Source organism: Streptomyces sp. NPDC092952, from assembly GCF_044754785.1.
Lineage (GTDB): Bacteria > Actinomycetota > Actinomycetes > Streptomycetales > Streptomycetaceae > Streptomyces.
Genome location: NZ_JBIVPT010000008.1, coordinates 1 through 12,388, shown reverse-complemented (window position 1 = coordinate 12,388; position 12,388 = coordinate 1). Strand labels below are relative to the sequence as shown.

General features: G+C 70.2%; 11 protein-coding genes. 9 read left to right on the top strand and 2 right to left on the bottom strand.

What is annotated here, in order from left to right; translation table 11 throughout:
• Positions 1-189: 189 nt before the first annotated feature.
• The 6 genes from eccD to ACIQGQ_RS20245 all read left to right on the top strand — a co-directional run bounded on the left by eccD (position 190) and on the right by ACIQGQ_RS20245 (position 7,388).
• Positions 190-1,689 carry a type VII secretion integral membrane protein EccD gene (gene eccD / locus ACIQGQ_RS20270; protein WP_402397736.1) on the top strand — a complete coding sequence of 500 codons (1,500 nt, stop codon included), beginning with the start codon at positions 190-192 and terminating at the stop codon, positions 1,687-1,689.
• Positions 1,690-1,892: 203 nt separating this feature from the next.
• Positions 1,893-2,180 (top strand): 30S ribosomal protein S15, encoded by a 288-nt coding sequence (gene rpsO / locus ACIQGQ_RS20265; RefSeq protein WP_352276449.1) that lies wholly within the window; start codon positions 1,893-1,895, stop codon positions 2,178-2,180.
• A 337-nt stretch (positions 2,181-2,517) separates the two neighbouring features.
• Positions 2,518-4,731: a polyribonucleotide nucleotidyltransferase gene (locus tag ACIQGQ_RS20260; RefSeq protein ID WP_366295878.1), complete on the top strand. Its 2,214-nt coding sequence runs from the start codon at positions 2,518-2,520 to the stop codon at positions 4,729-4,731.
• Entirely contained in the window at positions 4,728-6,107 is a 1,380-nt protein-coding gene (locus ACIQGQ_RS20255) for a M16 family metallopeptidase (protein ID WP_402397732.1), read from the top strand. Before ACIQGQ_RS20260 ends, ACIQGQ_RS20255 begins: the two co-directional genes overlap by 4 nt.
• Positions 6,108-6,161: 54 nt before the next feature.
• Positions 6,162-6,914 (top strand): 4-hydroxy-tetrahydrodipicolinate reductase, encoded by a 753-nt coding sequence (gene dapB / locus ACIQGQ_RS20250; protein ID WP_402397730.1) that lies wholly within the window; start codon positions 6,162-6,164, stop codon positions 6,912-6,914.
• A gap of 12 nt (positions 6,915-6,926) precedes the next feature.
• A complete protein-coding gene (locus ACIQGQ_RS20245) occupies positions 6,927-7,388 on the top strand; it encodes a hypothetical protein (protein WP_402397727.1) in 462 nt (153 codons plus the stop codon).
• 40 nt (positions 7,389-7,428) lie between these two features.
• On the opposite strand, the gene ACIQGQ_RS20240 is transcribed toward ACIQGQ_RS20245, so the two are convergent.
• Positions 7,429-7,980 (bottom strand): hypothetical protein, encoded by a 552-nt coding sequence (locus tag ACIQGQ_RS20240; protein WP_402397725.1) that lies wholly within the window; start codon positions 7,978-7,980, stop codon positions 7,429-7,431.
• A 93-nt stretch (positions 7,981-8,073) separates the two neighbouring features.
• Entirely contained in the window at positions 8,074-8,313 is a 240-nt protein-coding gene (locus tag ACIQGQ_RS20235; RefSeq protein ID WP_402397723.1) for a hypothetical protein, read from the bottom strand.
• A 185-nt stretch (positions 8,314-8,498) separates the two neighbouring features.
• Here ACIQGQ_RS20235 and thyX point away from each other — a divergent pair, with 185 nt between their 5' ends.
• From thyX to ACIQGQ_RS20220, 3 genes are all read left to right on the top strand, one after another.
• The gene (gene thyX / locus ACIQGQ_RS20230) at positions 8,499-9,236 is read left to right on the top strand and encodes an FAD-dependent thymidylate synthase (protein ID WP_352276458.1); all 738 of its coding nucleotides are present in this window, start codon (positions 8,499-8,501) and stop codon (positions 9,234-9,236) included.
• Positions 9,237-9,385: 149 nt separating this feature from the next.
• Positions 9,386-10,285, top strand: coding sequence for a 4-hydroxy-tetrahydrodipicolinate synthase (gene dapA / locus ACIQGQ_RS20225; RefSeq protein WP_366295867.1), 900 nt, complete (start codon positions 9,386-9,388; stop codon positions 10,283-10,285).
• A gap of 129 nt (positions 10,286-10,414) precedes the next feature.
• On the top strand, positions 10,415-12,100 hold the full coding sequence (locus tag ACIQGQ_RS20220) for a ribonuclease J (protein ID WP_402397719.1): 1,686 nt from the start codon (positions 10,415-10,417) through the stop codon (positions 12,098-12,100).
• Positions 12,101-12,388: the final 288 nt, after the last annotated feature.

Sequence of the window (12,388 nt, the reverse complement as noted above, 5' to 3'; positions counted from 1 at the left end):
CGGGAGCGATAGGGTGTCGCAACGCGTGTAAGCATTCGCTAATTTCTGCAACTACCGCAAGGAATCGGCCGTTCGAGGCGCGAGGGCGCCCCGGGCCCCGGTGGGCCGGTGTACGGCGCCGGACGGGGACGACTCCGGCGAGGCCCGCGGCCCCGGCCGGTCGCGGAAGGTGACGAGGGGGAACATCAGGTGACTGTGACGGCCCAGACGGCGGCCACCGGGCGGACGAGGCCCGCTCCAGGAGGCGACGGAACCGGCTTCTGCCGGGTCACGGTCGTCGCACCCGACGGCCGCGTCGACGTGGCGCTGCCCGAGGACATCGCCGTGGCCGACCTGTACCCGGAGATCCTCCGGCTGTCCGGGCAGAGCCCCGACCGGGGCGCCCCGGTCGGCTACCACCTGGTGCGCCGCGACGGCACCGTCCTCGACGGCGGGCGCACCCTGGCCGGCCAGCGCATCCTCGACGGCGAACTGCTCTCCCTGCGCCCCTTCGCCGAGTCGCTGCCCCCCGCGGTCTTCGACGACGTCTCCGACGCGGTCGCCACCGCCGTCGCCCGCGACCGCACCCTCTGGGGCGACGGCCCCATGCGCGGTGCCGGACTCTTCGCGGGCTCGCTCCTGCTGGCCCTGCTCGCCTTCGTCCTGTGGAACTCCGGCCTCCGGCACGACATGCACGGGCTGCCGGGCGTTCTCGCCGGGATCGTCGCCGTACTCGCCCTCGCGCTCGCCTGCGTGCGCGCCCGGGTGTACGACGACCGGGGCTCGTGCACGGCACTGGGGATCGGCGCCCTCGCGAACGCCGCGGTCTCCGGGGCCGGGCTGCTGCCGCTCGGCGAGGGGCAGGGCGTCGGCAGGCTCCAGTTCCTGCTCGCCTGCGCCGCCGTACTGGTGGCCGCGGTGGTCCTCATGATCGCCGCCCCGGGCGGGGACGGACTCTTCGTCGCGTTCGTGTTCGCCGCCGCCGTCGGCGTGCTGGCGACCTTCGCCGCGATCGTCGCCGGCCTGGAGCCCGTCGAGACCGCGGCGGTGTGCGCTCCGTTCTCCGTGGGCGTCCTTGCCTTCCTGCCCGGTCTCTCCACCCGGTTCGCCCGCCTCCCCATCGGCTTCGAGCCGCCCCGCACCACCGCCGGCGACTACGGGGCGTCCGAGCCGGCCCCGCAGGGCCCCGTCGACGCCGGCCGCGTCGCCGCCCAGGCGCGGCGCGGCCACGAGCTGCTCGTCGGCCTGGTCGGCGGCTGCGCGCTGGTGGCCGTGGGCGCCGCGGCCGTCCTCGGGTTCTCGGACGACGTCTGGGGGCAGCTGCTGGCGCTCGCCACCGGGACCGCCATGCTGATGCGCTCCCACCTGTTCCGCTACACGGTCCAGGTCGGCTGCGTGCTGGCGGCGGGGCTCGGCGCGCTCGTGCTCCTGGGCCTCGGCCTGTCCCTCCACCCGCCGGCCGGGATCGTGCGCGACGCCGTCGCGGGGGACGGCTCCGCGCTCGACATCCGGACGGTCTGGCTCGCCGCCGCCGTCGCGGGCGCCGCCGCGCTGGTCACCGCCATCGGACTGATCGTCCCGCGCAAGGGGGTCACCCCCTTCTGGGGCCGCTTCCTGGAGATCGCGGAGGCGGCGGTGCTCCTGACCCTGATCCCGCTCTGCCTCGCCGTCTTCGACCTCTACCACGCCGTCCGGGCACTCACCGGCTGACCCGCACCACCACCCGTCGCACCTGCACCGGCCGTACCGGCTCCGCCGGACTGGTACGCTGTGTGACGGCCGTTTGTGTACGCCCTCCCGGATCTTCCTGGGAGCTGCGCTCATCGGACCTTCGCTCCCGAGTCATGGAAGCCCCCCTGAGAACGGACCAGGGGCACTCGCGGGCGCATCGAACACCAAAAGAGGAGTACCGCGTGTCGCTCGACGCCGCTACGAAGAAGCAGATCATGGCCGAGTTCGCCACCAAGGAGGGTGACACCGGTTCCCCCGAGGTCCAGGTCGCGATGCTCTCCCGTCGCATCTCGGACCTGACGGAGCACCTGAAGGTCCACAAGCACGACCACCACTCCCGCCGTGGTCTGCTGATCCTGGTCGGCCAGCGCCGCCGCCTCCTGCAGTACCTGGCCAAGAAGGACATCCAGCGCTTCCGCGCCCTGGTCGAGCGCCTCGGCATCCGCCGCGGTGCGGCCGGCGCCAAGTAAGTCGCCGTGAAGGGAGCGGTTCCCACCACTGAGGGGGGCCGCTCCCTTTGCCGTACGCACGCTTGTGCGTACACCGCACGCGCACGGCACGTGACGGACCCGTCCGCCCGGCCGTGATGCCAAGCGGAACCGATTCTCAGTAACCTGGTCGGAGAACGACCGACAGACGAGCGAGAAGCAGACCTCCCCGCCGCCGGTCCTCGGTAGTGGCCCCCGGACTGATCGACCCGGGTGCTTCGATCGAAGACCGGCCCGCCGATGGAGGGCTTCTCCGCAACCGTCCCCCCGCCACACGGGCTCGGGGACGCGAAGACGATACGTAACGGAGAAAACGCTAGTGGAGAACGAGACCCACTACGCCGAGGCCGTCATCGACAACGGCACCTTCGGCACCCGCACCATCCGCTTCGAGACGGGCCGCCTGGCCAAGCAGGCCGCCGGCTCCGCCGTCGCGTACCTGGACGACGACACGATGGTGCTGTCGGCCACGACCGCTTCCAAGCGGCCCAAGGACCAGCTCGACTTCTTCCCCCTCACGGTGGACGTCGAGGAGCGGCAGTACGCCGCCGGCAAGATCCCCGGCTCCTTCTTCCGCCGGGAGGGCCGCCCCTCCGAGGACGCGATCCTCACCTGCCGCCTGATCGACCGCCCGCTGCGCCCGTCCTTCAAGAAGGGCCTGCGCAACGAGATCCAGATCGTCGAGACGATCATGGCGCTCAACCCCGACCACCTGTACGACGTGGTCGCGATCAACGCCGCCTCCTGCTCCACGCAGCTGGCCGGCCTGCCCTTCTCCGGCCCGGTCGGCGGCACCCGTGTCGCCCTGATCAAGGGCCAGTGGGTCGCCTTCCCGACGCACACCGAGCTCGAGGACGCCGTCTTCGACATGGTCGTCGCCGGTCGCGTCCTGGAGGACGGCGACGTCGCGATCATGATGGTCGAGGCCGAGGCCACCGAGAAGACCATCCAGCTCGTCAAGGACGGCGCCGAGGCCCCGACCGAGGAGGTCGTCGCCGCCGGTCTGGAAGCCGCGAAGCCCTTCATCAAGGTCCTCTGCAAGGCCCAGTCGGACCTCGCCGCCAAGGCCGCCAAGCCCACCGGCGACTTCCCGGTCTTCCTGGACTACCAGGACGACGTCTTCGAGGCGCTCGCCGCCGCCGTGACGTCCGAGCTGGCCCAGGCGCTCACCATCGCGGGCAAGCAGGACCGCGAGGCCGAGCTGGACCGCGTCAAGGAGATCGCCGCCGAGAAGCTCCTCCCGGCCTTCGAGGGCCGCGAGAAGGAGATCTCCGCCGCCTACCGCGCGCTGACCAAGAAGCTGGTCCGCGAGCGCGTCATCAAGGACAAGGTCCGCATCGACGGCCGCGGCGTCACGGACATCCGTACGCTCGCCGCCGAGGTCGAGGCCATCCCGCGGGTGCACGGTTCCGCGCTGTTCGAGCGTGGCGAGACCCAGATCCTGGGCGTCACCACCCTCAACATGCTCCGCATGGAGCAGCAGCTGGACACCCTCTCGCCGGTGACCCGCAAGCGCTACATGCACAACTACAACTTCCCGCCGTACTCCGTCGGTGAGACCGGCCGCGTGGGCTCGCCCAAGCGCCGCGAGATCGGCCACGGCGCGCTCGCCGAGCGCGCCATCGTGCCGGTGCTGCCGTCGCGCGAGGAGTTCCCCTACGCGATCCGCCAGGTCTCCGAGGCGCTGGGCTCCAACGGCTCGACGTCCATGGGCTCGGTCTGCGCCTCCACCATGTCGCTGCTGAACGCCGGTGTGCCGCTCAAGGCCGCCGTCGCCGGTATCGCCATGGGCCTGATCTCCCAGGAGATCGACGGCAAGACCCACTACGTCGCCCTCACCGACATCCTCGGTGCGGAGGACGCCTTCGGCGACATGGACTTCAAGGTCGCCGGCACCAAGCAGTTCGTGACCGCGCTCCAGCTCGACACCAAGCTCGACGGCATCCCCGCCTCGGTCCTGGCCGCCGCGCTGAAGCAGGCCCGCGACGCGCGTCTGCACATCCTCGACGTGATGAACGAGGCGATCGACGTTCCGGACGAGATGTCCCCGAACGCCCCGCGGATCATCACCGTCAAGATCCCGGTGGACAAGATCGGTGAGGTCATCGGCCCCAAGGGCAAGATGATCAACCAGATCCAGGAGGACACCGGCGCCGACATCACGATCGAGGACGACGGCACCATCTACATCGGTGCCGCCGACGGCCCGGCCGCCGAGGCCGCCCGCGCCACGATCAACTCGATCGCCAACCCGACCATGCCGGAGGTCGGCGAGCGCTACCTGGGTACGGTCGTCAAGACCACCACCTTCGGTGCCTTCGTCTCCCTCATGCCGGGCAAGGACGGCCTGCTGCACATCTCGCAGATCCGCAAGCTCGCCGGTGGCAAGCGCGTGGAGAACGTCGAGGACGTGCTCGGTGTCGGGACCAAGGTCCAGGTCGAGATCGCCGAGATCGACTCGCGCGGCAAGCTCTCCCTCGTCCCGGTCATCGAGGGCGAGGACGACGAGAAGAAGGACGACGCCGCCAAGTGACGTCCCGTAGTTCCGTGACGACGGCCCGCGCCTCCTCTGGGGCGCGGGCCGTCGCCCGTACCCAAACGCTTCTCAAGGGCAGCAACGGCGCCGGAACGGTCCGCCGTACCGTGCTCCCCGGCGGCCTCCGGGTCGTCACCGAGACCCTGCCCTCCGTACGCTCCGCCACCTTCGGCATCTGGGCCAACGTCGGTTCCCGCGACGAGACCCCCTCGCTGAACGGCGCGACGCACTACCTCGAACACCTCCTCTTCAAGGGCACCGCCGAGCGCAGCGCCCTCGACATCTCCGCCGCGATCGACGCGGTCGGCGGCGAGATGAACGCCTTCACGGCGAAGGAGTACACCTGCTACTACGCGCGGGTCCTCGACACCGACCTGCCGCTGGCCATCGACGTGGTCTGCGACATGCTGACCGGCTCGCTGATCACCGCCGAGGACGTCGACGCGGAGCGCGGCGTCATCCTCGAAGAGATCGCGATGACCGAGGACGACCCGGGCGACTGCGTGCACGACCTGTTCGCGCACACCATGCTCGGCGACACCCCCCTCGGCCGCCCGGTCCTCGGCACCGTCGACACCGTCAACGCGCTCGACCGCGACCGCATCGCCCGCTTCTACAAGAAGCACTACGACCCCACGCACCTGGTCGTCGCCGCCGCCGGCAACATCGACCACGCCACGGTCGTGCGCCAGGTCCGCCGGGCCTTCGAACGGGCCGGCGCGCTCTCCCGCACCGACGCCGTCCCGGTCGCCCCGCGCCAGGGCTCCCGCACCCTGCGCACCGCGGGCCGGATGGAGGTGCTGAACCGCAGGACGGAGCAGGCCCATGTCGTCCTCGGCGTCCCCGGCCTGGCCCGCACCGACGACCGCCGCTGGGCGCTCGGCGTGCTCAACACGGCCCTCGGCGGCGGCATGAGCTCCCGCCTCTTCCAAGAGGTACGGGAGAAGCGCGGCCTCGCCTACAGCGTGTACTCGTACACCTCGGGCTTCGCCGACTGCGGCCTCTTCGGCGTGTACGCGGGCTGCCGCCCCAGCCAGGTCCACGATGTCCTGAGCATCTGCCGGGACGAGCTCGACCGGGTGGTCTCCGAGGGGCTCAGCGACGAGGAGATCGGCCGCGCGGTCGGCCAGCTCTCCGGTTCCACCGTGCTCGGCCTGGAGGACACCGGCGCGCTGATGAACCGCATCGGCAAGAGCGAGCTGTGCTGGGGGGACCAGATGTCGGTCGACGACATGCTGGCCCGGATAGCGCGGGTCACCCCCGACGACGTCCGCGCCGTCGCGGCAGAGGTCCTGGGGCGCCGCCCCTCCCTCTCGGTCATCGGCCCGCTCAAGGACAAGCAGGTCGCCCGCCTCGAAGAAGCGGTCTCCTGACCGCCGGGGCGGACCGCCCACCACCCGTCCACTCCCGTTAAGGAAGCAGAGCACATGAGCAAGCTGCGCGTGGCCGTTCTCGGCGCGAAGGGCCGGATCGGCTCCGAGGCGGTACGAGCCGTCGAGGCCGCCGACGACATGGAGCTGGTGGCCGCCCTCGGCCGGGGCGACTCGCTGGAGACCCTCACGGAATCCGGGGCCCAGGCCGTCGTCGAGCTCACCACCCCCGCGTCGGTGATGGACAACCTCGAATTCTGTGTCCGGCACGGCATCCACGCCGTCGTCGGCACCACGGGCTGGACCGACGAACGGCTCGCGCGGCTGAACGGATGGCTCGCCGCCTCCCCGGCGACCGGCGTGCTCATCGCGCCGAACTTCTCCATCGGCGCCGTCCTCACCATGAAGTTCGCGGAGCAGGCCGCCCGCTACTTCGAGTCCGTCGAGGTCATCGAGCTGCACCACCCCAACAAGGTCGACGCCCCCTCGGGCACCGCCACCCGCACCGCCCAGCTGATCGCCGGGGCCCGCCGCGCGGCCGGCCTCGGCGACCAGCCGGACGCCACCGCCACGGCCCTGGACGGTGCCCGCGGCGCCGACGTCGACGGCGTACCGGTCCACGCGGTCCGGCTCCGGGGCCTGCTCGCCCACCAGGAGGTGCTGCTCGGCGGGGAGGGCGAGACCCTCACCATCCGCCACGACTCCCTGCACCACAGCAGCTTCATGCCGGGCATCCTGCTCGGCACCCGCCGCGTGGTGACCACTCCCGGCCTCACGTTCGGCCTGGAACACTTCCTCGATCTGAACTGACTGAGCCCTGCCATGCGCGCAAAGATCACCTATTTCGTCACCGCTGCCGTCCTGGTCTTCTACTTCGTCCTGGTCGGCAGCCGCGGGTTCCTGCTCATCGAGCACGGCACCCCGCTGACGGTCACCTTCGGGGTCGCGGTGCTGATCCTGCCGGTGATCGGGGTCTGGTTCCTCTGGAAGAACACCCAGTTCGTCTCCCGGGCCAACGCGCTGGCCGCGCAGCTCGACACGGAGGGCGGCCTGCCGGTCGACGAACTGGTCCGCACCGCGTCCGGCCGGATCGACCGCGATTCGGCCGACGCGGTCTTCGCCCGCCGCCGCGAGGAGACCGAGGACTCCCCGGACGACTGGCGCTGCTGGTTCCGCCTGGCCGTCGCCTACCAGGACGCCAGGGACACCCCGAGGGCCCGCAAGGCCATGCAGCGGGCCATCGCCCTGCACGGCACGGAGAAGGCCCGGCCCGGCACGCCCTGATCGGGCGGTGCGGGGCCGGGCCTTCCGGTCGTACGGGGGCTCAGGCCGGCCGGTACTCGTCCGCCCAGGCCTCGACCGTGTCGGCCGCGCGGTCGAAGGCCTCGGACCGGGTCAGGAAGTCGGCGTTGCTGTCGGTGAGCAGCGGCGGTACCGGCTCGCCCCCCTGACGTACGAGGAGCAGCGCCTGCCCCTGGACCGTACGCGGGAAGCCGAGCCACTTGACCGGCTGCTGCACCGTGCGGACGGCGGTGACCCGGTTCCACGGCACGGTCACCGTGCTGAGGAAGCCGACCCGGCGCACGCCGTGGCGGCTGACCCAGGTACCCATCCGCAGCAGCCGCAGGGCGGAGGCGATGATCACCAGAGCCAGCACCAGGCACACCGTCGCACCCGGAAGCTCCGCGGCGAAGGCGATGATCATGCCTGCCAGCAGCACGAACGACGCCAGCAGCAGCGCGCCGGCCGCGGCCGCGACCCGCCAGGGACCGGGACGGTAGGGACGCCGCCAGCTGTCGTGGTCGTCGAACGGCAGCGCGATGTCCTCGGCCTGCGCGTCAAACGCGCGGTCGGCCGTCAGGAAGGGCAGGGGCACGTCTGATCCTCACTCACAAGCACACTCGATTGCTGTGCCCGGTGAGGCTACCGAGACGATCACGGCCGGACCACCCCAGGGGGCCCGTATGTGTCACTGCCCCTGGGCGGCCTCGGTCTGTTCCGTGTGCGTGGGCCCCTGGGCGGGGCTGAGCGCGGGCAGGCCGAGGACCACCGCCCCGACCAGGCCGGCTATCACCGTCAACCCCACGAGGGAACGGGCGGTGAGCTGGGAGACACTGGGCCGCTCGCGCGGCGGCGGGGTCACATTACTGCGGAATCGGTCGCTCTCGGCCACGAACGAGAACGGAACGGATTCACGCCGGCGGAACATGAGGAGGATCTCCTTGAACTGTGCGGTGGATGCTGCTATTAGGTCAGACGAGCGAACGGGCCGATCGGTGCCCCGAATCGCCGATTTCGTCGAAGAAATCCCGGCACGGCCCTTCCGACCTGCTTGTCAGTGGCGGCCCGTAGAGTGGGCGCCGCCCGAGCGACGCGATTGGAAGGACCCCGCCGGTGACCGAGACCCCCGAGCCCGCAAAGCCCAGCTTCCGCAGTGATGTCACCGTCGAGCTGGTGAAACACGCCGCGGGCGACGCCGACGTCCTGTTCGCGGCCCGCGTCTCCACGGCCGGCGAGCAGTCCCTGGAGGAGGTCACGAAGGACCCGGAGCGCTCCAAGGGCCTCATCAACTTCCTGATGCGCGACCGCCACGGCAGCCCGTTCGAGCACAACTCGATGACCTTCTTCATCAGCGCCCCGATCTTCGTGTTCCGGGAGTTCATGCGCCACCGCGTCGGCTGGTCGTACAACGAGGAATCGGGCCGCTACCGGGAGCTCCAGCCGGTCTTCTACGTTCCCGACGCCTCCCGCCGGCTGGTCCAGCAGGGCCGCCCCGGCAAGTACGAGTTCGTCGAGGGCACCGCGGCCCAGCTGGAGCTCACCGGCCGGGTCATGGAGGACTCCTACCGCCAGGCCTACGAGGCGTACCAGGAGATGCTCGCCGCCGGAGTGGCCCGCGAGGTCGCCCGCTCCGTGCTCCCCGTCGGCCTCTTCTCCTCGATGTACGCCACGTGCAACGCCCGCTCGCTGATGCACTTCCTCGGCCTGCGCACCCAGCACGAGCTGGCCCAGGTGCCGTCCTTCCCGCAGCGCGAGATCGAGATGGTCGGCGAGCAGATGGAGGAGCACTGGGCCCGGCTGATGCCGCTCACCCACGCGGCCTTCAACAAGAACGGACGGGTCGCCCCGTAAGCGGTGTCCGTATTGCGGCGTTTCATGAAGTTCATCTAGGCTGATCAAACGGACCCGGCACTGCTTGAACCCCCGAGCAGGCAGTGCCGGGCTCCTTCTGGCTGCCCCGAGGGGGCAGTCCCGGCTGAGCAGCGAGTAGCGTGTTACCCATGGCTCCGATCTCCACTCCGCAGGCCCCCTTCGGGCGGGTCCTCACCGCTATGGTCACGCCCTTCACGGCGGACGGCGCACTCGACCTCGACGGCGCCCAGCGGCTCGCCACCCATCTCGTGGACGCAGGCAACGACGGCCTGGTCGTCAACGGCACCACCGGTGAGTCCCCGACCACCAGCGACGCGGAGAAGGACCAGCTCGTACGAGCGGTCCTGGAAGCCGTGGGGGACCGGGCCCACGTCATCGCCGGCATCGGCACCAACGACACGCGGCACAGCGTCGAGCTCGCCCGCACCGCCGAGCGCTCCGGCGCCCACGGCCTCCTCGCGGTGACGCCGTACTACAACAAGCCGCCGCAGGAGGGGCTCCACCGCCACTTCTCGGCCATCGCGGACGCCACCGGCCTCCCGGTGATGCTCTACGACATCCCCGGCCGCAGCGGAGTGCCGATCGACACGGAGACGCTCGTACGCCTCTCCGAGCACCCGCGCATCGTCGCCAACAAGGACGCCAAGGGCGACCTCGGCCGCGCCAGCTGGGCCATCGCCCGCTCGGGCCTGGCCTGGTACTCCGGCGACGACATGCTCAACCTGCCGCTCCTCTCGGTCGGCGCCGTCGGCTTCGTCTCCGTGGTCGGCCATGTCGTCACCCCCGAGCTGCGCGCCCTGATCGAGGCGCACACCACCGGCGACGTCCAGAAGGCCACCGAGATCCACCAGAAGCTCCTCCCGGTCTTCACCGGCATGTTCCGGACCCAGGGTGTGATCACCACGAAGGCCGCGCTGGCCCTCCAAGGCCTCCCCGCGGGGCCGCTGCGCCTCCCTCTGGTGGAGCTCACCGAGCAGGAGACGGCCCAGCTCAAGGTCGATCTCGCGGCCGGTGGGGTAGAGCTGTAACCACAGACTTCACAACTGAATAAGCGAAGAACATCCGCAAGTACGACACCCCAGACAACAGCAAGTGCACGAATGACATGCGCGCCACGTGCCCAAGCGGTACGTGGCGTGCGTGGTAAGGAGAGTCTTTTGAGTCATCCGCATCCCGAACTCGGCACCCCGCCGAAGCTCCCGAAGGGCGGACTGCGCGTCACCCCGCTCGGCGGCCTCGGTGAGATCGGCCGCAACATGACGGTCTTCGAGTACGGCGGCCGCCTGCTCATCGTCGACTGCGGCGTCCTCTTCCCTGAGGAGGAGCAGCCCGGCGTCGACCTGATCCTGCCGGACTTCTCGACGATCAGGGACCGCCTCGACGACATCGAGGGCATCGTCCTCACGCACGGCCACGAGGACCACATCGGCGGCGTCCCGTACCTGCTGCGCCTGAAGCCGGACATCCCGCTGATCGGTTCCAAGCTGACCCTCGCGCTCATCGAGGCGAAGCTCCAGGAGCACCGCATCCGTCCGTACACCCTTGAGGTGGCGGAGGGGCAGCGCGAGCGCATCGGCGTCTTCGACTGCGAGTTCATCGCGGTCAACCACTCGATTCCGGACGCCCTCGCGGTCGCCATCCGCACCCCCGCGGGCCTGGCCGTGGCGACCGGCGACTTCAAGATGGACCAGCTCCCGCTGGACGGTCGCCTGACCGACCTGCACGCCTTCGCCCGGCTGAGCGAGGAGGGCATCGACCTCCTCCTCTCCGACTCGACGAACGCGGAGGTCCCCGGCTTCGTACCGCCCGAGCGCGACATCTCCAACGTCCTGCGCACGGTCTTCGCCAACGCCCAGAAGCGCATCATCGTGGCGAGCTTCGCCAGCCACGTCCACCGCATCCAGCAGATCCTCGACGCGGCGCACGAGTACGGCCGCAGGGTCGCCTTCGTCGGCCGGTCCATGGTCCGCAACATGGGCATCGCCCGGGACCTCGGCTATCTGAACGTCCCGGCGGGGCTGATCGTCGACGTACGGACCCTCGACGACCTGCCGGACGACGAGGTCGTGCTGGTGTGCACCGGTTCCCAGGGCGAGCCGATGGCCGCGCTGTCCCGGATGGCCAACCGTGACCACCAGATCCGGATCGTCCCGGGTGACACGGTGATCCTCGCGTCGTCCCTGATCCCGGGCAACGAGAACGCGGTCTACCGCGTGATCAACGGCCTGACGCGCTGGGGTGCCAACGTCGTCCACAAGGGCAACGCCAAGGTCCACGTCTCGGGCCACGCCTCGGCGGGCGAGCTGCTGTACTTCTACAACATCTGCCGCCCGAAGAACCTGATGCCGGTGCACGGCGAATGGCGCCACCTGCGGGCCAACGCGGAACTCGGCGCGCTCACCGGAGTGCCCAAGGACCACATCGTGATCGCCGAGGACGGCGTCGTCGTCGACCTGGTCGACGGCCGGGCAAAGATCGTCGGCAAGGTCCAGGCCGGCTACGTGTACGTCGACGGCCTCTCCGTCGGCGACGTCACCGAGACCTCGCTGAAGGACCGCCGCATCCTCGGGGACGAGGGCATCATCTCGGTCTTCATCGTGGTGGACAGCTCCACCGGCAAGATCGTGGCCGGCCCCCATATCCACGCCCGGGGCTCCGGCATCGACGACGCGGCGTTCAACGCCGTCGCGCCGAAGATCGAGGAAGCGATCAACAAGTCCGCGCAGGACGGCGTGATGGAGCCGCACCAGCTCCAGCAGCTCGTCCGGCGCACGGTGGGCAAGTGGGTCTCCGACACCTACCGCCGCCGGCCGATGATCCTCCCGGTCGTCGTCGAGGTCTGACCCCGACCGGTACGGACACGGGAGCGGGGCCCCGATTTGCATCGGGCGCCCCGCTCCAGTACGTTTACGGCTCCGCCTGAACGGGAACAGCCGCGCACACTTGTGTGTCTGCGCTGTAGCCGGACAGGGCGGGAATTCCGACTCAGAATCTCTGATAAAGTCGGATCCGCCGAAAGGCAAAGACCTTCCAACAGGTCACCGGAATTCAAATTCGGACCGGAAACGGGACGGAAAAGAGTCTGGTAAGGTTGGAACCGCCGGAAAGGGAATCGCGGAAGCGAGGAACTG

Excerpts from the sequence above, each read along its gene's own strand:
- dapB (WP_402397730.1), top strand. The coding sequence starts at position 6,162 with ATGAGCAAGCTGCGCGTGGCCGTTCTCGGCGCGAAGGGCCGGATCGGC.
- dapA (WP_366295867.1), top strand. The coding sequence starts at position 9,386 with ATGGCTCCGATCTCCACTCCGCAGGCCCCCTTCGGGCGGGTCCTCACC.
- ACIQGQ_RS20235 (WP_402397723.1), bottom strand. The coding sequence starts at position 8,313 with ATGTTCCGCCGGCGTGAATCCGTTCCGTTCTCGTTCGTGGCCGAGAGC.
- ACIQGQ_RS20245 (WP_402397727.1), top strand. The coding sequence starts at position 6,927 with ATGCGCGCAAAGATCACCTATTTCGTCACCGCTGCCGTCCTGGTCTTC.